Raw genomic sequence first — 21,091 nt, forward strand, 5'->3', positions numbered from 1 at the left:
GAAGGTTGTTTCGCTCATGAAGCATTATTATCATGGGAATAAGAAGCAGGGCGCGATCGTTGTTAACGTGAAGGTTAACTCTATCTTGGATCATTTAAACAGCATAAGTGAAAGCGATTACAATTCGTTTGGATTAATCGTTAAAAGAAATTATGAGCTTGCAAATTCGAAGAAGGAGATAGCGGACTCCGCGAATATTGTTTATTCTGAATATACAGGCTGGGAGTACTATTCGAGTAGCGCAGCTGATAGAAGTTATGCAACGCTATCTGTTTTTTCCGGCAGATGGATGTTAATCGTGGTCATTATTATCGTATTGGCCCTCGTTGGTTTTACTCTAGTAACACATCTTTTATATAAACCGATTCAAGCCATCCTCAATAAGATGGGGCAATGCTTTATTAGAAAAAGTGAAGAGGTCGGCGTTAATCATGTGAAAAACGAATTCACGTTCATTGAAATGGCATTGGATCAGCTGCTTAAGAAGTCCTCAGACTATGAAAGCTTGTATAGGGAAGATAGTCTGCTTCGCCAGCAACGTCTATTCTACGATTTGCTGGCAGGGCATCAGACCTTGAGCGACAAGCAGTTCGAGACCCAAATGACTGTTCTTAACATGCCGTATCTATTCGATCGCCTCGGTGTCATCATCGTTGAAATGGATTATTATACGCGTTTCACGGAAAAGTATAAACCAAGTGATCAGCAATTACTCAAATTTATTATAGAAAACGCTTTTCACGATTTAGGACAGCAGTATAAGCTTTTTGTTTGGCATGCTTGGATGGAGCCGAATCGTATTGCGTTTGTTGTTCATCAATGCAAGTCAGAAGCATCGGTTTTGAAATCTACAGCAGAGCTTGCGAGTGAATTTCAAGCCTGGATTGGGCACAATCTGGAGTTGACGGTAACGATAGGAATTGGTGCCGATTCAGATAGCATTGAGACAATCGCGGAATCGTATCGCAATGCGAGGGAGAATGTTTCTTTAAAACCGGTTATTGGAACGAATACGGTGATTGATAATCGTGTGAGCTCAGGAAAAGTTAGTATCGACAATTATGCCTATTTGCAGGCTATAGAGAGTATTGTACATTCGTTCCGAAAGAATGAATGCGATTGGAATGAAAAACTGATACAGCTGTTCAAGCAGCTAAGAGAGATGAGATTTGACAAACCGGAGATGTCTGCATTCGTTCAAAGCTTTGTGTTGCAAATGGAGAAAGAAATCAACGTATTGTACCCGGGAATTCAACAAATATGGAAGAATGAATTTCTGTATAAGTTCACAGAGCTTTGTAATCAGCCGGAAACGCTGGACGAGCTTGAGAAAGACCTTATGGGCACAATGTCGGCATTCGAAGCGATTGCAGCTCAAGATCGTCAAGCTAGAAGGCATCATAGTATCGCTTTCCAAGCCAAAAGCTATATCGATACGCATTTCGCTGATCCCGTTCTTTCTCTTTCGGGGGTCAGCGCCTATCTTAAACTTCAGCCCAGTTCATTAAGCCAGCTTTTTAAGGAAGAGCTAGGCGAGAAGTTTATTGATTACGTTCTGAGAGTCAGGCTTGAATATGCGAAACGTTTATTATCGGAGACGGATGAACCGATTCAATCCATTGCGGAGCAAATTGGCTATCAGAACGTCATTTCATTCTATAGAGCATTCAAAAAAATTCAAGAAATTCCTCCAGGAGAATATCGAAACATACATCGAGCCCAATCGAAATAATGGAGAAAGCAATCTACTCTTCAAAAGAATTTAGCGGTCTGACGAAGCTATTTGCCTAAGAAATAGACAAAGTTGGACCAAATGGTTCACTTGTTCCCTAGTTCTGCCGATATAGGTATAAGAGCCTAATTTTGGGGTTGAATAGGGAGGACTAGAAACAGCAATGAAATCATTAAACCAGTCATCATGGAAAAAAAACATGCAGCGCACAGCCTTGGTCGGCGGAGCGGCAATTTTGCTGCTTAGCTCGGCGGGCGGAGAGACGGCCTACAATTTGGGCGGAGCGGCTTATGCTGCTGAAGCGCAATCGACAGTGAAAAATGTTGCAATCACATACCCGGCATCCGCCGTAACGGTTGCGCTGAATGAAAGGCTGCCGCTGCTCGCGAAGCTGAAGCTGTCAGAGCCGGTGGCGCTGCGGTATGAATCAGGCAACGGCGCGGTAGCGCGCGTGAACAGCGATGGCGTTATTATCCCTGTTGCTGCAGGGAAAACTAAAATCCGCGTTCATGTGACTTCCGCTTCCTATAAGGGAAAGCTTGAGCTTCCGGTAACGATCCGCGGAGCATCGGCTTCTTACAAGGCTGTGGCGGCTTCGAAGCGCGTATCCGCAGGGGGACGCTCCTTCAACGTTCAAACCGTAGCGATTCCGAAAGGGATGCCCGTAACAGCAGGATTGCCTAGCAGAACGGTCGGGTTAACGCAGGGCCTATCTGGAATTGCTTCATTGTACAATGCAGCGGCCGCAATTAATGGCACGTATTTTGAATCCTATGGCGGCATTCCTGAGCCTTATGGCAACATTATTAGCGATGGCGTTGTCGAGCATATTGGCAATACGGGAACGAGCATTGGTTTTCAATGGGACGGGTCGGCGCTAATGGACACGCTGCAGGTGAAGATAAGCGGCAAAGTAAGCAGTGCCGGGAAATCCTCGCAAAGCTGGTACGTGTATTTCGTTAATCGTACGCCTACTCCAGGCAGAACGGCAGCCATCATGTATACGCCGAAGCGCGGAAGCAAAATCGGCATGACCACAGGTTCTGCCGTAACGGTGAGCAAAGGTGTCGTCACGAAGGTCAGCAAAAATACAAATGCCGAAATTCCGAAGGACGGATATGTCCTCTTCTTTACAGGGGAGGAGGAGCATTTGGCGAGCCGTTTCCAAAAGGGCAGCTACGTTGATTACACCGTCAGCTATAACGATGTTTCCGGCAAAGCGATTGACTGGAGCGAGGTGCATACCGCAATTGGTGCGGGCCCACGACTAGTGAAGGATGGCAAGCTGGCTGTTGATCCAGCGAACGAAGGTTTCGTCAGCCCGAAAATTTTGACCGACTCTGGTGCTCGCAGTGGCATTGCGATTATGAATGACGGTTCGATTTTGCTAGTTACGGTTCCGGCTGCGACGATGAAGCAATGGGGACAAATTATGGTCAGCTTAGGCGCTAAGCAAGCGATGAACTTGGACGGCGGCGCATCTTCCGGCCTGTATGCGAACGGCAAGCAAATTACGCCAGCCGGACGCGAGCTCAGCAATGCGCTTGTATTCAGCTCCTTGCCGAAATGGTAACGACAGCTTCCAGGTAGTTTAATGGACAGCTTGACAGCACAACTATGGCAGCATAGTGTGAAATAAACTATGGCCTGTATTGAAGCGGCAATAGCCAAAAAAAGCGTTCAGCGAGACGAAGTCTCGCTGAACGCTTTTTTTTAGTTGCTCGTTGCTTGCCGGTTGTACGTAGAACTTATTGAACAGGCTTGAGCACAAATTAGCCGTCTCTAGCTCTGCTCTTCTTCTTCTGCCTCGGAGGAGAGCACAAATGCATCATCCGCTCCGGGATATTCACGTTTCAAATCGGCATGCAGCGAGCGGTTTTCATAGCTGAAACGGTTGTTAGGGCGCTGGTCTTGGCGCCATGGCGAGCTTTTGCCAAGCGGAAGGCCTGGCCGCTCCGCTGCGTAAGGCCCTTCCGGAAATTCCTCCGGAACGAGGTCATTTCGCTGTGATTCTACGGTAGAGACGTCGGTGGAGCGCTTGCGGTCTTCTTCGGTAAAACCGTCCATGTAGATCATCCTTTCCTAGTCCAACTTGCAATTGCAACTCCCGCGCTTTCATTGTTCCCTGTTCACAGGGCATCATGCAAAACATAAGGTTGCCGCCGTATATAAAAGCTTGTCAGATTGAAAATCATATGATACTATACTGCTAATCGAATATTTGAACGTGAGGAAGCACCTCTCTATTGCTCTGGTTGAGCTATGGGGAGGTGCTTTTTTTTATGTCCTTTTATTTGAAATTGAAGCAGACTGGGAGAGATGAGAAGATGCAAATTTTCTTTTTGAACACATTTGAAAAATCCTCGATGGAGGAGGGGGTACAAACTGCGCAATTGTCAATTTGTGAACATGAAGGCATTTGGTCGGTGCTATGGGCCGATGGCGAGCATACGGCAACTGCACCTGATGTCTGGTTTGAAGGCATCTCCTGGGAGGACATGCTGCTCGCCTTCCGCCATGGCGTGGCAGTACGAATGGGAGAGGGCTATACGCCCGTCATTGAATCTATGCTGGAAGGCCGGCGCAATACGGGAATGGGAAGCCTGCAAGCTATGGTGCAGTGTTATGGCGAGCTGAATGCGGATCAAGCCTTGTTTGAGCAATTAAGAGATTGGCGCAGAGCTAAAGCAGGAGGGGAGAAGAGGTCGGCTTACCTTATTGCAACGAACCGGATGTTATGGATGTTCAGCACATTTGTTCCGCATACGGCTGAGGAGCTGCTGCAAATTCCCGGCTGGGGAGAGAGCAAGCAAAATCGGTATGGGGCTGAAATTTTGGCCATTACAGAGAATCATGCCCGTGAAGCGGGCTTCCCGCTTGACTGGGTAGAGCAGCAGCTGGACAAGGCAGATTTTACGAGGTGGCTGTACAAACAGAAGGAAGTAAAATTCAAAAACGAGATGGACAAGCAGCTGCAGAAAAAACGGATTCTCAGCTGTTTGAACAGCGAGGAAACATTGGAGCAGCTCGGCGCAGGCCTTGAGCTGTCGCGCAGGGAAGTGATGGACAGAATCGAGCAGCTTGAGGCTGAAGGCTATGATGTTGAGCCGCTTATTGCACGAGAGCTTCTGCATATGCCAGAATCCGAGCAGCAGCTTGTCTGGGAAACGTTCGAGCAGTCGGGCGACCGTTACTTGAAGCCCGTGCTTCAGCAAGTATACGGGGCTGAGGGCATGAAGCATGAACAGGTGGATATGCTGTATGAACGGCTGCGGCTGCTTAGAATCCGTTACCGCAAAGCTCATGCAAACCAGGCGCAAGCTATATAAATTCAGTTTGTCCAAGGATGGCGGGAGAGAGCACCACCGAATGGGATTAATCAACGGGTGACGTGTTATTCGTTATTTGTCCGAAGGAGTCGGGAGCCCGCCATCTGGCCAAATGGGCTGCGCATAACGCATATGACCATTACGATCCAGAAAATAGCGCAAAGTAAAACCAATTACATAGCTTTCAGCAAGACGTTTGCTTCAGCCACGGCCAAAATCAATGAAAAACGAGGAAATCCGGGCCCCGGCAGCCCATGTTCAAACTATATCGCAGCGGCTTGGAAGCGATGAGCTCTTTTACCTCGTTCATCTAGTACTTTATGTCCGAAAATAATAGAGGTCCATTCGTTTCGCACGAAAAAACCTCCAAATTGGATTGTAAAGCATTTGAAAATGATCATAAACTCATAGGTCTTAAGGTTCAAAAATGATAAAAATAGTATACTTGTCCTATTTATGAAAGTATAATGAGGTATACAATAAATCGCGATCTTTGTCGAAAAGGAGCGTATTCCCGTTATGAAGGCAGAGTATATTAATCCGTTTCTTGAAGCGGCAAAAAGTGTAATTGAGCAGGTCATCCAGATAAAGCCGTCGACAGGGCAATTAGGCTTGAAAGATGTTAAATTCGTTGAAAATTACATTTGGATACAAATCGGCCTGAACGGACAAATGAATGCTGACATCGTTTTTGGACTAAGCGAATCGGTAGCGATGAAGATGATTTCGGCTATGATGGGCGGCTTCTCGATTTCTGAAATTGATGAAATGGGCAGAAGCGCAATTTCCGAGCTTGGCAACATGATTAGCGGCAATGCGAGCACAATGTTATCGAATCAAGGCGTCCATGTAGATATTACACCGCCGAAGGTCATTCAATCTGCTGCAGCTGCTGGCTTTACAACACAGAAGGCATTAACCGTTCCGCTCATTATGGAGGGAATTGGCGAACTGGACATACAGGTGCTGGTAGCATCGTAATTGGAATGACGAAAAACTCCTGCGGGAGTTTTTTTGTTTTTCATTTATAAGAACTGAATTTATCTTTTCATCTTATAGGAAGCAAAAGCTTTTATGGCTGGGGTAGGGGATTTAATGATTTGCCCATTTCCTGATGCAGCTCATAAAGCTCGAGTACGCTTACCGGCTTTTTGGATGCTTGCTCAATATTTTGCCCTTCGGCCGTCCATAGGTAGGGGAATATGGAGAAGGCCTGATCGCCTTGTATCGTTTGGGAGTCCACAATCCAGCTGTCCCAGCGCATCGTCTTGTAAAATAATTGGAGATCGCCATTCAACGCCCAGCCTATGAACTCGGAATAAGTACATTCGGTATCTTCCCATTCAAGCGTATCAGGCGCCATATAAAATACGGTTTTAAAATTGGAATGAATGGCGAAGAAGCCGCCAACTAAATCATAGGCCACGACTAAAATATTTTGAATGGGACTGTTCCAAGTTGCTAAAGAGCCTGAAAGCCGCTCATTTCCTGCACCTAATATTTTTAACCAGCCATAATCGACAAGTATTCCCCCGCATTCCAAGGCAATCGCGCCCAAATAGGAGCGATTCGTAACTTGCAGGTGCTCCAGCGTTTTTCTGCCATCATCGATCGAGCAGCTTGCTATAGTAATGGGATTGACGGCTTCGGCTACAAGGCTTTGAATTTCTCCCCATGCGTCCTCCGGCACCATTAATTCCTTGTAGGATTTCATTTTGTTTAACCTCCCTTTCCCTATTATTGTACGGAGGTAGAGGCCTATTGTCCAAAATCAAAAAATAGCGCAAGCCTATGCAATGTTTTGCAAAGGTTTCTTTGCTTAAAATGCCCTGATCAAGTAGAATTAGCTTTAGGTGATGACGGATGTTAAATGGCAAAGTTGTGCTTATTTCCGGCGCTTCCAGCGGGATTGGAGCGCTTGCTGCAAAGCAGCTTGCGCGGCGCGGCGCCATTGTGGTGCTGACCGGACGAAATGTGGAGAAGCTGAAAGCGCATGTGGCAGAAATCGGCAGCAATAGCTCCTATTTTCAGATGGATGTAACGAGCATGGAAGATGTGCAGCAGGTCATTCAATCAGTTGTGCAAAAGCATGGGCGTCTCGATATTTTGATTAATAATGCTGGATATGGACAGTTCGAATATTTTGAGACGATGCCGGTCGAGGCATTTGACCAGATGATGGATACGAATTATATGGGTATCGTTCGCTGCACGAAGGCAGTGCTGCCATATATGCTTTCCCAAGGCAGCGGCCATATCGTAAATATTGCCTCCCTCGCAGGCAAGATCGGCTCAGCCAAGTCAACGGCCTATACAGCAACGAAGCATGCGGTGCTCGGCTTTACCAATTCGCTGCGGATGGAGCTGCGGGGCAAAGGGATTGTCGTATCGGCGGTTAATCCCGGACCGATTGACACGCCTTTTTTCTCGCTGGCAGATCCGTCAGGCAATTATGTGAAAAATGTCAGCTTCTTTATGATGAAGCCCGACTATGTCGTCAAAGCCATCGTGCGGCTTATTGAGCGCAGGAAGGCGGAAATTAATTTGCCGAAATCGGCGGCGTTTGGCATTAAGCTGTATCAGCTTTTTCCACGTCTAATTGACCGAGTATTCGGCGGTATGCTGGATCGAAAATAGTGTTTTGAACAAGAGAGGACTCGAACATGAGTAAGCAAAATTGGTTGGATTTAGGTTTGAATGAACAGCTGGCGGAAGCGCTAGTTGAAGAAGGTATCCAGGAGCCTACTGCAGTGCAAGCAGAGGCCATTCCTGTCCTGCTCGGAGGGCAGGACGTTTCTGCGCGTTCGCAGACAGGAACAGGCAAGACGCTGGCGTATTTGCTGCCGTTGCTCCAGAAGCTAAATGCCTCGTCGAAAGAAATTCAAGGCGTCGTTATTGCTCCTACGCAGGAACTGGCTATGCAGATCGTACGTGTAGCTGAATTTTATGCGAAGCCGCTGGGCCTACGTGTGCAGCAGCTAATTGGCGGCGCAGCGCTCAAGCGTCAAGTAGAGAAGCTCAAGCTGCATCCGCAAATTGTCATCGGTACGCCAGGACGTATTCACGAGCTGCTTAAGCTGCGCAAAATCAAGCTGCATGCGGTCAATCAGGTCGTTATTGATGAAGTGGACCAAGTTTTCCAGCTGAGCTCGACGCGTGAAGTAGAGACGATTCTTTTTGCAATGGGACAAAATCGTCAGATCGCTTTTTTCTCGGCAACTTATCCCGAGCAGATGGCCCGCTTTGAAGGCCGCTGGATGAATGAGCCATACCGCATTCAGGTTGCCCCTGAGCATCGCGTATCCGAGACCATTACGAATTATTATTTCGTATGCGACAAACGGGACAAGCCGGATATCGCCCGTCGCATCATTCGGATGCTCAAGCCCAAATCGGCATTGCTGTTTCTGAATGAGACGGATACGATTTCAAACTGGGAAGCGAAGCTCAGCTATGAGGGTTTTACGGTAGAGGCGCTTTACGGCGATGCTGACAAGCAGCGTCGTGCTGCTACGCTTGCGCGCTTCCGCGAAGGCGCATGCCAGCTATTGCTTGCGACCGACGTTGCCGCGAGGGGACTCGATATTGAAGGCTTGCCGCTCGTTATCAATCTGGAGCCTGCGCTTGATGCCGATCATTATGTGCACCGGGCCGGCCGGACGGGCCGTATGGGCCGCACGGGAACGGTTATTTCCATTGTCACGCCGCAGGAGCATTTTATTATGGACAAGTTCCGCAAGCAGCTCGGCATTGATCTTCCAGAGAAGGCGATGTTAAGAGGCAAGTTGGTTACACCTGAGGAAGCGCGGAACGATAAAGCCTCATTCAAACGCTCGGATTATACGGGAGCACCGAAGAGCCGTCAGGCGTCGGGCAGCGACTACGCGCAAGGAGAGGCTGCGCGAAGCGAGAGGCCGCGTGGCGAGTTCAGACAAGGAGCCGGCGGGAAAGCGCCGCAAGGTGAGAGACGCCTAGGCGATGTTCAGCCAGGCAGCCGCAGAACGGATGCAGCAGGCTCAGCAGCGCAGGCAAGAACAGCGGGAAGCGGCGCTGCCGCAGCTAACGAGCCGCAGAAAGCGGCTGTTCAGGCAAAACCGAAGGCGAAGGTGCTGTCCAAGCAGGAGCGCCAGAAGAAGAGCAAGGACAAAGGTGCGCCGAAATGGCTGAAAGCGAAGCGCGAGTCGGGCGATACGAAGGAATAAGCCTTTAAGCAAAAATAATTTTTTAATGCAAGCCCCATTTCCAGCACAATGGAAGGAAGAGGCAAGCGAGCGTCCAACCATTATTTATGGGCGCTCTGCAAGCCGTTTTAGCTTCTGCCATTAGCGGAAGCAGGGGCTTTTTTTAATTATAAGCAAAGATCTGAAACGATTCTGAGACGGTACGAATGGGAAATTTTGAATTTTGCCTTGAAATTCGGTATGCTGAATAAGCGATATTAATTTTATAGTTATGAAGGTGAATGGATAATGATAGAGCCTGTATTGGAAGTTGCCGATTTGACAGGAGGATATAGCCCGCGCCGTCCTGTCCTGCATAATGTGTCGTTCCAGCTGCATCCGGGCGAAATGGTCGGCTTAATTGGCCTTAATGGCGCAGGCAAAAGCACGACGATTAAACATATTCTCGGCTTGATGAAGCCGCAGCAGGGTGAGGTTAAGGTTAGCGGCGTCAAGCTGGAGGATGATCCGGACCGCTACCGCTCCGCCTTTGCGTATGTGCCGGAAACGCCGGTGCTGTTCGACGAGCTTACGGTTGAGGAGCATTTGCGCCTGACTGGAATGGCCTACGGCGTTTCAGTTCAGGAATTTGATAAGAAGCGAATGGATTTATTGAACGAATTCCAAATGAATGCGAAAAAAGGAGCTTTTGCTGCCCATCTGTCCAAAGGGATGAAGCAGAAGGTCATGATTATGAATGCGCTGCTGTCCGAGCCGCCATTATATATTATTGACGAGCCGTTTCTAGGGCTGGACCCGCTCGGCATTCGCTCCTTGCTGGAACGGCTTGTAGAAGTGAAGCAGAATGGCTCGGCTATTTTGATGAGCTCGCATATTTTGGCTACGGTCGAAGCTTATTGCGACAAGTTTATTGTGATGCATCATGGGCGCATCGTTGCCAGCGGAACGCTTGCCGATGTATGTGAAGCGGCGGGCATGGCGATGCGCGGCGGAACGCTGGAGGATGCGTTCTATAAGCTCGTTGCAGGAGACAAGCTATGATGGCGAAATCGCAAGCAGCTAATCCAGAGCAGCATCGGCTGAAGGAACAGGCGATGCAGCAGTTGTGGAAAAAACGTGCGCGAAGCTTCCGCCAGGAGACGCTGCCGTATTTTCGCTATATGGGACAAAGCGGCTTCCCGCTGTTTCTCTCGTTGTTTGTCATTACCGGAGTGCTTAGCTATTTTAAGCTGATTCGGGACGTTCCTGCTGATTTTCCAACCACGCTGGTTGGCATAGCCGCACTAGTGCCCGTGCTTTGCTGGAGCCCCTTCCGCACCTTTCTGCAAGCGGCAGATGTCGTCTTCCATATGCCGCAGGAATCGGCGATGCGCCGTTATTGGGGGCTTTCCTTTAAGCGAAGCATAATCGCTATGCTCGCTTTATGCGCCTTCTTGCTGCTTGCTTATTGGCCTATATACAGGCAGGGTACCGCTCCAGCGGATATGTGGCTGCTGGTATTGGCTGCGGCTGTGCTTCGTTTTGCCAATACAGCCGCTGCATGGCGCGAGCGCCAGCTGGCCTGGAGCGGCATGAGGGTGCTGTTTCGAGTAGCTCGCTGGGGAGCGACGGCGCTTGCTTGGACGGGAATGCTCACCCGTGCGCCGTTGTATGCGGGAGGCTTTATTATTTTGCTTATCCTGCTATTTGCCTTGCTGTACAAGCTTCCGAGCCGATTTGTCATCCCTTGGGAACGGCTAGTCGAAGAAGAGTCGGCGACGAGAAGAAGGTATTACGTCTTTTTCGGTTTGTTTATTGATGTCCCTACGATGCCATCGCGAACAGCCGGCCGAAAATATCTTTCCTGGATCATGAACTTTATTCCGTATCGCCGCCGCTTTACTTACGATTATTTATATGCGGCTTCCATGCTGCGAATGGAAATGGGAGGCATTTTGCTAAGGCTGCTCGTTCTGTTCGCGCTTATTGCCTATTGGATGGCGGAAGCGGTCTGGTTGTCCGGTTGGGGGGCTGCCTGTGCCTATGCGGTATTTATGCTCATTGTCGGGGCCCAGCTCGGCGGACTTCGCCATACGCATCGTTATACGGTATGGCGGCATGTTTATCCGCTTCCTGATGCCCAAAGGCTGGAAAGCCTCATCCGGCTGGACCGCTGGACGATGCTCATCATTGCCCTGCTTATGTGGCTTCCTGCGTGCATTATGCTGCTGCGTGCCAATTGCCTGCTGGCTGCTGCTGCAGCGCCGATTGCAGCACTCGTCTATGTGCTTGCGATTCGCCCGCTGAGGCTGCGCCGCGCTTTTGCTGCTGATGCGGAAGAAGATTAGGGCGCTGCAATGGCCAGATGGTCCTATGGCATCTGGCTGCCTGCACTCTATAGATGGCAGCCCCGCTATAGCGGTGACAAAGCTGGCAAAAAACGTCCAAATCCACGAATAAAGGTGGGTTTGGACGTTTTTTAATGGTCATTTTCTGTTCGCTTAAGAGGTCAAGACGGCTGCACAAGAACAATCAGCAGTGGCAGCACGATAAAGGAGGCGAGCGTCGTCCATAAAATACAGCGGGAAACGAGCTTTGGCGATGCTTCGAACTGCTCCGCCATAATGACGGCGTTGACTGCCGTCGGCATAGAGGCGAGTATAAGCAGGACGGCGAACAGCATGCCCTTTACTTGCAGCAGCCAGAGCAGCAGTGCTGCAATGAGCGGAGAAAGCAGCAGCCGGATCGCGATAGCTGTCCAGAGCGGCTTGCTCAGGACCGAATCTGCTTGCTTGTTGCTGCTGCGCGCTCCGGCCATCTGTGCCCCTAGCAAAATCAGCACGACAGGCGCATAGGCGCTCGACAGCATCGATAGGCCTTCTGCGACAGCCGCAGGCATAATCATGCCGGTGAACCGGATAATGACGGCGAGCACAACAGCGTATAAAGCAGGAAGCTTGCATACCGATTGGACCGCTTTTTTCACCGAGAAATGGGAGCGGGCAGCGAAATAAACACCGACGGTATTGACAAGAATCATTTGCGAGATGACGTAGACGGATGCTTTGGCTAGCCCGAGCTGACCGAAGGCGAGCAGCACGAGCGGCAGTCCATAGTTGACACAGTTCGTAAATACAGACACAAGCGTGAGGCCGGCTTGATCTGCTGGAGAAAGCCGCAGCAGCCTAGAGGCAAGAATGGCGACGAGCCAGAGAGCGACCAGATTAATGATGCTGAATGCGCTCGTCTGAATAATATCAGCCATTGACAGCTTGGCGCTGATCAGCGTCTCCAAAATTAGAGCCGGACTGAGCAAATAAAGGGCAATGGCCGATAAGGGCTTCGTCTCAAGTCCCCGCCAGCGCTTCAAGGCTGCTCCTCCAAGCACAGGCAGCGAAATCGGCAGAAACACGCCATATACGATAAGCAAAAATGAATGCAGCATACGAATCAGTCCTTTGCCAAAATCAATATGCCTTATTTTTGCATAAAGCTTCTGTTAGCGTCCAAGACCCTTTTCCTATATACTCATAAGCTTTGGCTATATGCGCCTTTCCCCCTCGCCTACGTCAGCTTGAGATGCATATGGCGCAAATACCGCCAGCGAATCATGAGGAAATAGGTTAGCTGGAGGAGGAAAAAGCTAATATAGATCAGGAGTGCTGCCTTCAGCATTGAAATATCGAGCAGCAGCGCAATATTTATAAAAGCGACGATGCCATGCACAAGGGCAATCGCAAAGGGAAGGAAAAACATAAGAAGCAGCTGCCTTGTAACCAGCCGGTTCAGCTCCTTGCCGCTGAGGCCGATTTTGCTAATCATCTGGTATTGCTTCTCATCCCGCTCCAAATCGGCATACAGCCTAAAGTAGATAAAGCTGACGGCATAGGTGAAAAAGACGCCGCCCACAAGCACGCTAATAATGAGCAAAAGCCCGTTAAGCTGCTTGAATTCATACCATTCAAGCACGAGTGACCGTATATAATAATGGCCCTGCGTGTCCTGTGGTATTTCCTTCATAACGCTCTGCGCTACGCTGATGGTGTCGATCCAATTGGGAATGACATAATAATACGTGACCTGGTTCGTGTCGTCCTTCATGCGGATCATTGCTTGGAAATCGTCATCCGATACGACAAAAACATCATTGTAATTGTTTAATACGAAAGAAGGCAGCCTTTTTACCACAGTAAGCTTCCGCTGCTTTTCGTCCGGCGCAACGTTGCCTAAATCCACAACGGGCTCAAATGCCGTCACGTTCTGGGCACGGGAGACTTTGCCTGAGGCGAGAAAGGCTTCACTGGGCGCATGAAGCGACTCGGCGGAGAAGCCGAGTGCCGTGGCAAGCTGATTGTATTCGGACAGGCTCATGACCGACTGCCAATCTTCCGTGTATTTAATGTGCGAAGCGCCTTTCGTATAAGCAAAGCCGCCCTCTGATAGTCTATGTTCCAATAGCGCCAAATGCTGCTTCGTTTGCCTTTCATTCTGGGCTAGAGATTCACTATCGCCACCGAAGGATTCATAAATAAAGGCGTAGGGATTGTCTTTTTCTGACAGCTTCGGATCACCGATCGCCAGGCAGGTGCCCATGCCGCACAAGGCGACCGCCGTTACCGTTGCGACCATAAAAAACATGTTGGCATTGTCTCTCATTCGGTATGCGAGATCGGAGAGCGTCAGCAAATTGATTTTACGCAGCAATAAGCTTTCCCGTCCGCGCAAAGCACGAATCACATACACGCTGAGCTGTGTAAACAGAAAATAAGTCCCCAATATGACACAGCCAATGGCGGCTGCGAGCAGCGCCAGCGAGAAGGCGCGGCCTAATACAAAATAAAAGACCATTCCGTAGCCTGCAAGCAAAAGAATGGCAGCAAGCAGCGATAGCAGCACTGAAGCTTTTGGCTCCTTCTTCGGCTTCTCATCCGAACGAATCAGCTCAAGCAGCTGAGATTTTCGCCCTAGGCGCGACGCGAGTATGGACAGGAGCAGAAAAACGATGAAAAAAGCGCCTGCTGTTATAATCACGCTTTGGATGGGCACGAGAAATTCGAGTCCTTTTTGCAGCACCAGCAGTCGTTCGGTTATGAGCAAAAAAAGCTTGGTGAACAAAATGCCAAAGCCGATTCCAAAAACAGTGGAGATGAGGCCAATGATCATATTTTCCACAAAAATCAACCTGCGGTACTGCTTATCGGACATGCCCAGCAGCATCAAAATGCCGAATTCACGTTTACGCGCCTTCAGGAAGGCGCCAGCAGAATACATCAAAAACAGAAATGAAAAAATAACGATTAAATATTGCGAAATTTTCAGCCCCATCGTCCCAAGCATAGAGGCAGTTGGACTGCTAGCGGCGATTTCCCCCTGCAAATCCGGATGATACAGCAGCACCGAATAGATGAAAAAAATCATTACTGCGAACGAGCTGCTCATAAAATGTGCGGCATACGTCCGTTTGCGGCGCAGTACATTATTAAACGCGAACTGTCGGAAATTCATTTTCAGTCCCCCCAAGCAGAGCAAGCATATTAATAATTTTCTGATAAAAGGCCGCGCGGTTGTCGCCGCAATTCACTTCACTGTAAAACTGGCCATCTTTTATAAAAATAACCCGGTGACAGTAGCTCGCCGCCATTGCGTCATGTGTAACGAGCATCATGGTGGCATTGTCCTCGCGGTTGAGCTTGCTCATCAACTCCATCACATCACGCGCCGATTTGGAATCGAGGTTGCCGGTCGGCTCGTCGGCCAGCAGCAGCTTTGGGCTGTGGATAAGGGCTCGGGCAATGGCCGTACGCTGCGCCTGGCCGCCGGATATTTCATAGGTCCGCTTGTCCGCCAGCGCGGCAATGCCGAGCTTTTCCATAATGGAGGCGGCCCGAAGCTTCATTTCCACGATGTTTGTGCCGTCGAGCGTGAGCGGCAGCATAATATTTTCGCTGACCGTCAGCGTATCAAGTAAATTAAACGATTGAAAGACGAAGCCAAGCTCCCGCCGGCGGAAAAAAGCAAGCTTTTCCCGTGACAGCTCATAGGGATCTTGGCCCGCAATGCGCAGCTCGCCGGAAGTAGGCTTGTCGATGGTCGATACCATGTTCAGCAGCGTCGTTTTGCCGCTGCCCGATGGCCCCATAATGCCGACGAACTCGCCTTGCTGGATCGTTAAATCAATATTCGTCAGCGCTTTATAGGTTACTTTGCCGGGATAAATTTTGTTCAGATTCCGTGCAAATAGCAATTCCAATTTGATCTCCCCTTGCTTGTTTGTCAATAAACCCAGTATACCCCTCATGTGCGCCGGCTCCTATGAGCTTAGCTTTCATTTACCTTACAGCTTTGTAAGATAACGCCTGCCCGCTTTTGTACCTCTAAGGGGAGCGAGATCAATTCTCCTATCTAGTTCGTATACTGAACGCATGGAGGGGGATTATGGCCTTTCCTCATCAACGAAAGGAGCTGTTGGAATTGAGCGCATATCTCGTAATCGATATTGATATTTCCAACCCGGCAAATTTCAAGGAATATGAAAATCAGATTTTTGCTGTCATTGCACATTTCGGAGGCCGCCCAATCGTTCAAGATAGCAGCGTAACGACGATGGAAGGAGATTGGCAGCCGAAAAGACTCGTCATTTTGGAGTTTCCTGACAAACCGAGCATCGAGGCCTTCTACAATTCAAAAATGTACGAACCGTTGAAAAAAATCAGGTGGGCAAACTCTACCGGGAAAGCGATCGTCGTGGAAGGCTTGTAATTACGAAAAACAAGCAGATTGCCATCATAAGGGCAGTCTGCTTGTACGCTTAATGATCAACGGACTGAACAGCGGCAAAGGGGAAAATAATCCGCATTGTCGTGCCGCTGCCTTCCCCTGTTTTTGATTCAACCTCGATCTCATGATTCATTTTATCAAGCACGGTTCGGACGATATAGAGGCCCATGCCCGTTGATTCCTTGAACGCCCGTCCATTTTCCCCAGTGAAAAAGGCGTTGAAAATGCGGCTCAAATCAGAGGCAGGAATGCCGACGCCGCAATCGATCACTTCAAGGATGACCGAGCGCTCGCTGCGGTAACCATTAATCGTTATTTTTGCACCGCTGCCCGCTGAATAATTGACCGCATTGGCAATCAGCTGCTGCATAATAAAACGCAGCCATTTGCCGTCTGTCTCCACGACCAAATTTTCCTCGATTTGCATATCCGGGTATACGAAGCTGCGAATAAACAGCCGCCTGTTTTCCAAAATCACCTCGTTGGCAAGCTCCCGCAATTGCATTTTCTCCACCTGAAAATCCTGCTCGAACGTTTCCAGCCGGGCGACATACAGCACCATATCCAGCCCTTTGCGGATGCGATCCGTTTCTTCCCGCATGCTGTTATTGCGCGCGTCCGCATCCTCCGACAGCATGAGCTCCAGCACGGAGAGCGGTGTTTTCATCTGATGCACCCACTGATTCATAAAGGTCAGATGATTTTGCTGCTTGCGCTCGCCTTCAATGATCTGTTTCTGGTAATGGCGATATTGAAGCTGCAGCAGCTCGGCAAGCGACGCAGGGAGGGGGGCCGACTCCAGCAGCTGGATCGACTCCTCAAGACCTGCTTGCCTGCTGCTGAGCAGCGCATAAAATCGGCGATGAGACAAATAACGATAAGCTAAAAAAGCAATAAATACGCAAAGTCCAAGCAGCAGGGCATACGAGGCAATGGTCAAGCTTCTATAGCCGTCCAGCCAGAACACGGCGGTCACTACGACGAGCTGTATGAGCATAAATAACACAAGCGAAAGCTGGTCCCGTAAAAAAAGCTTCATCGGCGCTCACGCTGCTGCTCGCCATTTGCCCAGCTGTCGTTCAAGCGGTAGCCCGTGCCGCGCACCGTTTCCAGCGCTCCTTCAATGCCAAGCTCCGCCAGCTTCTTGCGCACACGCGACATATTGACGCTAAGCGCATTGTCATCGACATACGTATAATCATCCCACAGCTTTTCCAAAATCGTCTCCCGGCTCACGAGCCTTTGGCAGCGCTGGAGCAGCGTCTCCACGAGTACGGTTTCCTTTTTGGTCAGAGCTACAAATTGTCCTTGAAGATGAAGCTCCATTCGCTCGGGATACAAGATCAGTCCGGCATGCTCGACCATCCGCTCCCCGGCAGCTTGGGCATAATCGCCGTATACGCGCCTTAGCTGGCTGCGGATTTTCGCCATCACCACTTCATAATGGAAGGGCTTGGTCAAATAATCATCGCCGCCATTTTCGATGGCGCGCACCATATCCATTTCGCCGCTGCGGGCGGAAATAAAAATAATCGGGCAGGTCGAAACGGTTCGGATTTGCCGGCACCAATAAAACCCGTCAAAGCTCGGCAGATTAATATCCATCAGTACAATATGCGGCTTTACTTGTTCAAACTGCTCCATGACGCGGGCAAAATCCGTCGTCACAACTGCCGCGTTGCCATATTTCTCAATATGCGCCCGCAGCAGCTCAGCGATCTTCGCATCATCCTCGACTATCATGATCGTATATATCGTTATTCAGCTCCTCTTACAAAGCGTAGTTTCCATTTCTGCTGCCCTCATTTTATCATATAACAAAATAAACCCCTTGGCCGTAACCGTATTATACACGGCTACTTTCCAAGGGGAAAGGAATGAAATGCTGGAATAATTAAGCCAGCAGCTCGGTAACTGCTTTAAAAATGGTATCGTAAAGCGACTCCAGGTCTGCTTCCTCGATGCAGGAGAAAGCGACGCGAAGATCGGTCTCGCCAAGGGCAATCGTACCGATTCCATATTCTTCAAGCAGGCGGACACGAACAGCCTCAGCCGATACGCCGCTGAGCTTGAGGCACATGAAATAGCCGGAGTTGAACGGATAATACGCTAGCGTATCGCCATAACGGCCGCTATCGAGCAGCGCTTTGACTCGGTTGGCACGGCCCTTCATAATGTCGTACTTCTCTGCTTTCTGAGCGTCAAAATCAGGCGATTGCAGAGCTTTCAGTACAAACGTCTGCGAAGGATGCGGGCCGCTGGAAATCGTCGCCCGAATAATGCCAAGCGTCTTCTGTTCAAGCGCATTCAGCACTTTGTCGGAGGAAGCAGCATACGTAATGAAGCCGACGCGGAAGCCCCAGACATAATCCTCTTTCGTCGCACCGTCGATTTTGACAGCTAGGACGCGAGGGTGCAGGTCGGCAAATTTGCCGAACAGCGACTCGTGAACCGAATCCTCGAAAAATAAGCCGAAGTAAGCATCGTCGGTAACGACGACGACATTAATGCCTGCATCCGCCGCTTCCTTGACAGCGGCTACAATTTCTTCGCTTTCTTGCAGGCCTGGCGTGTAGCCAGTCGGGTTGTTCGGGAAATTAAGCAGGACGATGGCTTTGCCTTTGTCCTTCTGAGCGAGCAGCGCTTCGCGCAGGCCGTCACTGTTAAACGTATTGCTATCGTTAAGTAAAGGGTATTCCACAATTTCTGCGCCCCGGCGGATGCCAAAGGTCAGCTCGTAGTTTTCCCAGTTTTTATTTGGAATAATAACGGTATCGCCTGCTTCTGCGAACAGGTCGGCGACAATGCTCAGCCCATGCGTTAAAGCGTTCGTAACGATAGGATTGCTGAGACGCTTGCCCTCAAGTGAAGGGTTTTCTTTAAGCATTTTCTCAAGCCAAGCTGTGCGCAGCTCGGGTTTGCCCGCAGGTGGGGCATATTCATATAGATCCTTAGGATTATAAGCAGTGAGTGTATCCTGAATGACCTTAAGATGCATCGGCTGTCCGCCCTCGATCGCAATGCCGATTGTGGCATTAAACGTCTTGGCCTTCGCCTTCGCTTCTGCGGATTGGCTAAGTATGCCTTCCTTCGGGAAATAAATGGCTTTTCCTAAAGCTGACAACATGGCATGGACGTTCGGGCTTTCTGCGGAGAGCGTCTCATTCAACTGCTGAGCAAGTGGGTTCATGAACTTCATTCCATCCTTCCGAAAAATCAATTCATTTTCTGATCATACTTATCGGGAGCTATTATATCATTTTTTAACGTGCCGGAACCATTTCATTTTCAAATTTTTTTGGAAAATGTGACGACTGCCAGCTGGGGTTGCGCGAAAGTTTCGCGCTGGTGTATGATGACGGCATAAGCTTACGTTTCAGGAGGGTTTTATGCTGCATTTAACACCCGATGCCTATTTACTGCTGCCGCCTTTCGCGAAGATCGTTTGCGAGCCGAATTGGAAATGGCAGCGCCGTGAAAAACCGATGGCTAATTTCGATTTATTTTATGTGTGGAGCGGTGAAGGAGAAGTCGAAGTGGGGGGCATTCATTACCCAGTGGGTAAAGGAAGCTGTTTCCTGTTCCGTCCAGGCGACTATACGAGCGCAACCCATAATCCGCAGAAGCCTCTAGTCCTTACTTACATACACTTTGATACGGCGGAAGAGCCGGAGCTGGTGCCGGAACGGTACCGCCAGCTGATTGATACGGTAGATTTTGAATATATGCTGTCGCGTTACGTGCGGCTGTTTTTGGTCAAAACCTACGCGGCGGAAATTGAAGCGCGCCTAGTGCTGAAGCAGCTGATGATTCATCTGCTGCGGGAGGATCGTGCGACAAAACAATCGCCAGTGGAGAAAAAAGTGAGCAATCAGCTGACCGAAGCCATTCATGAGGTCGCCAACTATGTCCGGCAAAACCCCGGCATTGCCCACCGGGTCGAGGATCTCGCGATGCGCGCCCAGCTGTCGCCGCGCTATTTTTCGATGAAGTTCAAGGAACTGATCGGCATGTCGGTCCAGACGTTTATGATCAGCACCCGGATCGATCGTGCCCAGCATCTGCTGATGCACGTGGGCATGAATGTGACGGAGGTGGCGGACGCGCTTGGCTACCGCGATATTTTTTTCTTCAGCCGCCAATTCAAGCAATACACCGGACGGAGCCCGTCGGAAATTCGTTAAGTTCATAAAAAAAGCCGGTGCGGCCTTGATTCCCGACAACAAAGGGGGGAGAGGCGCTCGGCTTTTTTGATAGAGGAGAATTTACAAATGTCACATTTGCAAATGAATCGCGTATAGTTAGTCGCCCGGATGAGCGTTTTCGTTATGGTGTGGGCAGTATCGGCGCATAAGGTCGACCGTCTCTGCATCGAGCTCCCGTCCGCGTGCAAGCAGACCGTTTGTAATCGCTTCACGATTGTTCTCATCGGCATTTTGGCCGAATTTGAACTTCGCGTTGATTTGCTGCGGCTCAATTTTTACGACGGCAACTCCCTTGAGCCTGCCCCTGTAAGCAGGATCATCCCCGGCAATCGGCAAATGCCCGCCTTCTGGCTGGAGCTTGGCCATCAGCGCCTGCAGCGCCTCGCCCTTCTCCATCAAATCCTCGACGACCGACGCGGTGCCCTCAATAATGACCGATTTGAAAAAGGCGGAGGCCGGACAGGCCATCAGCGGATCGGTAAAATGGGAAGGAATAATCGCATATTCCTTAGCTACACAGAAGGTGACCCGCGGATCTGTCCCGAGCAGTTTCATTTTATCTCCTGCACGGCTGCCGTGAAAATAAATGTTTCCGTTCAAATAAATGTAATTCAGCGGAGTAATGGAAGGGGCGCCATCCGCTCTAGCTGTTCCTAGAAAGCCGTAGCTCATTTCCTCCAAAAAGGCGGTAATCTCTTGTTCATCTTCGCTTCCGATTGCAAATTCTTTTCTGCGCATAGCGGACTGCTCCTTTCGTAACAATAGCGATAGCTTGAGTAGGGGATGTGCCAAGCGTTCAGCTCGTTAATTGCAAGTGTAATCGGAATATTGACATATAAAAAGATCCACTTTACAGTAATTTTATTGAACCACTTTTGCAGGTGAAGG

The 21,091-nt window shown here is 49.6% G+C and carries 19 protein-coding genes; 10 read left to right on the forward strand and 9 right to left on the reverse strand.

The annotated features are described in order from the left end of the window. Positions 1-16 precede the first annotated feature (16 nt). On the forward strand, positions 17-1,732 hold the full coding sequence (locus tag BBD42_RS18600) for a helix-turn-helix domain-containing protein (protein WP_237163144.1): 1,716 nt from the start codon (positions 17-19) through the stop codon (positions 1,730-1,732). 163 nt (positions 1,733-1,895) lie between these two features. Continuing rightward, the gene (locus BBD42_RS18605) at positions 1,896-3,305 is read left to right on the forward strand and encodes a phosphodiester glycosidase family protein (protein ID WP_237163145.1); all 1,410 of its coding nucleotides are present in this window, start codon (positions 1,896-1,898) and stop codon (positions 3,303-3,305) included. Positions 3,306-3,514: 209 nt separating this feature from the next. Here BBD42_RS18605 and BBD42_RS18610 read toward each other — a convergent pair whose 3' ends face one another. Continuing rightward, on the reverse strand, positions 3,515-3,799 hold the full coding sequence (locus BBD42_RS18610) for a hypothetical protein (protein WP_099519378.1): 285 nt from the start codon (positions 3,797-3,799) through the stop codon (positions 3,515-3,517). A 215-nt stretch (positions 3,800-4,014) separates the two neighbouring features. On the opposite strand from BBD42_RS18610, the gene BBD42_RS18615 reads away from it, so the two are divergent. Both BBD42_RS18615 and BBD42_RS18620 read left to right on the forward strand, forming a co-directional pair. Then, positions 4,015-5,061 (forward strand): HRDC domain-containing protein, encoded by a 1,047-nt coding sequence (locus BBD42_RS18615; RefSeq protein WP_237163146.1) that lies wholly within the window; start codon positions 4,015-4,017, stop codon positions 5,059-5,061. A 519-nt stretch (positions 5,062-5,580) separates the two neighbouring features. Then, a complete protein-coding gene (locus BBD42_RS18620; RefSeq protein ID WP_099519379.1) occupies positions 5,581-6,042 on the forward strand; it encodes a chemotaxis protein CheX in 462 nt (153 codons plus the stop codon). A gap of 91 nt (positions 6,043-6,133) precedes the next feature. On the opposite strand, the gene BBD42_RS18625 is transcribed toward BBD42_RS18620, so the two are convergent. Then, positions 6,134-6,775 (reverse strand): DUF2625 family protein, encoded by a 642-nt coding sequence (locus tag BBD42_RS18625; RefSeq protein ID WP_099519380.1) that lies wholly within the window; start codon positions 6,773-6,775, stop codon positions 6,134-6,136. A gap of 149 nt (positions 6,776-6,924) precedes the next feature. On the opposite strand from BBD42_RS18625, the gene BBD42_RS18630 reads away from it, so the two are divergent. From BBD42_RS18630 to BBD42_RS18645, 4 genes are all read left to right on the forward strand, one after another. Then, positions 6,925-7,698: an SDR family NAD(P)-dependent oxidoreductase gene (locus BBD42_RS18630; RefSeq protein ID WP_099519381.1), complete on the forward strand. Its 774-nt coding sequence runs from the start codon at positions 6,925-6,927 to the stop codon at positions 7,696-7,698. 26 nt (positions 7,699-7,724) lie between these two features. Further along, entirely contained in the window at positions 7,725-9,263 is a 1,539-nt protein-coding gene (locus BBD42_RS18635; RefSeq protein ID WP_099519382.1) for a DEAD/DEAH box helicase, read from the forward strand. 267 nt (positions 9,264-9,530) lie between these two features. Next, entirely contained in the window at positions 9,531-10,283 is a 753-nt protein-coding gene (locus BBD42_RS18640) for an ABC transporter ATP-binding protein (protein WP_150131570.1), read from the forward strand. Then, the gene (locus BBD42_RS18645) at positions 10,280-11,569 is read left to right on the forward strand and encodes an ABC transporter permease (protein ID WP_099519384.1); all 1,290 of its coding nucleotides are present in this window, start codon (positions 10,280-10,282) and stop codon (positions 11,567-11,569) included. Before BBD42_RS18640 ends, BBD42_RS18645 begins: the two co-directional genes overlap by 4 nt. Positions 11,570-11,730: 161 nt before the next feature. Here BBD42_RS18645 and BBD42_RS18650 read toward each other — a convergent pair whose 3' ends face one another. The 3 genes from BBD42_RS18650 to BBD42_RS18660 form a co-directional block, all read right to left on the reverse strand. Further along, entirely contained in the window at positions 11,731-12,666 is a 936-nt protein-coding gene (locus BBD42_RS18650) for an AEC family transporter (RefSeq protein WP_099519385.1), read from the reverse strand. A gap of 119 nt (positions 12,667-12,785) precedes the next feature. Beyond that, complete coding sequence (locus tag BBD42_RS18655) at positions 12,786-14,726, reverse strand: ABC transporter permease (RefSeq protein WP_099519386.1); 1,941 nt, start codon at positions 14,724-14,726, stop codon at positions 12,786-12,788. Beyond that, a complete protein-coding gene (locus tag BBD42_RS18660) occupies positions 14,701-15,471 on the reverse strand; it encodes an ABC transporter ATP-binding protein (RefSeq protein WP_056032841.1) in 771 nt (256 codons plus the stop codon). Before BBD42_RS18660 ends, BBD42_RS18655 begins: the two co-directional genes overlap by 26 nt. Positions 15,472-15,692: 221 nt before the next feature. Here BBD42_RS18660 and BBD42_RS18665 point away from each other — a divergent pair, with 221 nt between their 5' ends. Then, complete coding sequence (locus BBD42_RS18665; protein ID WP_172455552.1) at positions 15,693-15,980, forward strand: DUF1330 domain-containing protein; 288 nt, start codon at positions 15,693-15,695, stop codon at positions 15,978-15,980. A gap of 49 nt (positions 15,981-16,029) precedes the next feature. Here BBD42_RS18665 and BBD42_RS18670 read toward each other — a convergent pair whose 3' ends face one another. The 3 genes from BBD42_RS18670 to BBD42_RS18680 all read right to left on the reverse strand — a co-directional run bounded on the left by BBD42_RS18670 (position 16,030) and on the right by BBD42_RS18680 (position 19,188). Beyond that, on the reverse strand, positions 16,030-17,037 hold the full coding sequence (locus BBD42_RS18670) for a sensor histidine kinase (RefSeq protein WP_099519388.1): 1,008 nt from the start codon (positions 17,035-17,037) through the stop codon (positions 16,030-16,032). Beyond that, positions 17,034-17,753 (reverse strand): response regulator transcription factor, encoded by a 720-nt coding sequence (locus BBD42_RS18675; protein WP_099519389.1) that lies wholly within the window; start codon positions 17,751-17,753, stop codon positions 17,034-17,036. The genes BBD42_RS18670 and BBD42_RS18675 overlap by 4 nt, the downstream gene beginning before the upstream one ends. Positions 17,754-17,892: 139 nt before the next feature. Then, entirely contained in the window at positions 17,893-19,188 is a 1,296-nt protein-coding gene (locus BBD42_RS18680) for an aminotransferase class I/II-fold pyridoxal phosphate-dependent enzyme (protein ID WP_099519390.1), read from the reverse strand. Between the two features lie 199 nt (positions 19,189-19,387). Here BBD42_RS18680 and BBD42_RS18685 point away from each other — a divergent pair, with 199 nt between their 5' ends. Next, complete coding sequence (locus BBD42_RS18685; protein ID WP_056030343.1) at positions 19,388-20,182, forward strand: helix-turn-helix domain-containing protein; 795 nt, start codon at positions 19,388-19,390, stop codon at positions 20,180-20,182. 117 nt (positions 20,183-20,299) lie between these two features. Here the strand turns inward: BBD42_RS18685 and BBD42_RS18690 are convergent, their stop codons facing one another. Beyond that, positions 20,300-20,941: a pyridoxamine 5'-phosphate oxidase family protein gene (locus BBD42_RS18690; protein ID WP_099519391.1), complete on the reverse strand. Its 642-nt coding sequence runs from the start codon at positions 20,939-20,941 to the stop codon at positions 20,300-20,302. Positions 20,942-21,091 lie beyond the last annotated feature (150 nt).

The sequence above is a fragment of the Paenibacillus sp. BIHB 4019 genome, assembly GCF_002741035.1.
In the GTDB taxonomy this organism is placed as follows: Bacteria; Bacillota; Bacilli; order Paenibacillales; family Paenibacillaceae; genus Pristimantibacillus.

Coding starts and splice junctions, on each gene's coding strand:
- BBD42_RS18600 (WP_237163144.1), top strand. CDS start 17: ATGAAGCATTATTATCATGGGAATAAGAAGCAGGGCGCGATCGTTGTT.
- BBD42_RS18605 (WP_237163145.1), top strand. CDS start 1,896: ATGAAATCATTAAACCAGTCATCATGGAAAAAAAACATGCAGCGCACA.
- BBD42_RS18610 (WP_099519378.1), bottom strand. CDS start 3,799: ATGGACGGTTTTACCGAAGAAGACCGCAAGCGCTCCACCGACGTCTCT.
- BBD42_RS18615 (WP_237163146.1), top strand. CDS start 4,015: ATGTCCTTTTATTTGAAATTGAAGCAGACTGGGAGAGATGAGAAGATG.
- BBD42_RS18620 (WP_099519379.1), top strand. CDS start 5,581: ATGAAGGCAGAGTATATTAATCCGTTTCTTGAAGCGGCAAAAAGTGTA.
- BBD42_RS18625 (WP_099519380.1), bottom strand. CDS start 6,775: ATGAAATCCTACAAGGAATTAATGGTGCCGGAGGACGCATGGGGAGAA.
- BBD42_RS18630 (WP_099519381.1), top strand. CDS start 6,925: ATGTTAAATGGCAAAGTTGTGCTTATTTCCGGCGCTTCCAGCGGGATT.
- BBD42_RS18635 (WP_099519382.1), top strand. CDS start 7,725: ATGAGTAAGCAAAATTGGTTGGATTTAGGTTTGAATGAACAGCTGGCG.
- BBD42_RS18640 (WP_150131570.1), top strand. CDS start 9,531: ATGATAGAGCCTGTATTGGAAGTTGCCGATTTGACAGGAGGATATAGC.
- BBD42_RS18645 (WP_099519384.1), top strand. CDS start 10,280: ATGATGGCGAAATCGCAAGCAGCTAATCCAGAGCAGCATCGGCTGAAG.
- BBD42_RS18650 (WP_099519385.1), bottom strand. CDS start 12,666: ATGCTGCATTCATTTTTGCTTATCGTATATGGCGTGTTTCTGCCGATT.
- BBD42_RS18655 (WP_099519386.1), bottom strand. CDS start 14,726: ATGAATTTCCGACAGTTCGCGTTTAATAATGTACTGCGCCGCAAACGG.
- BBD42_RS18670 (WP_099519388.1), bottom strand. CDS start 17,037: ATGAAGCTTTTTTTACGGGACCAGCTTTCGCTTGTGTTATTTATGCTC.
- BBD42_RS18680 (WP_099519390.1), bottom strand. CDS start 19,188: ATGAACCCACTTGCTCAGCAGTTGAATGAGACGCTCTCCGCAGAAAGC.
- BBD42_RS18685 (WP_056030343.1), top strand. CDS start 19,388: ATGCTGCATTTAACACCCGATGCCTATTTACTGCTGCCGCCTTTCGCG.
- BBD42_RS18690 (WP_099519391.1), bottom strand. CDS start 20,941: ATGCGCAGAAAAGAATTTGCAATCGGAAGCGAAGATGAACAAGAGATT.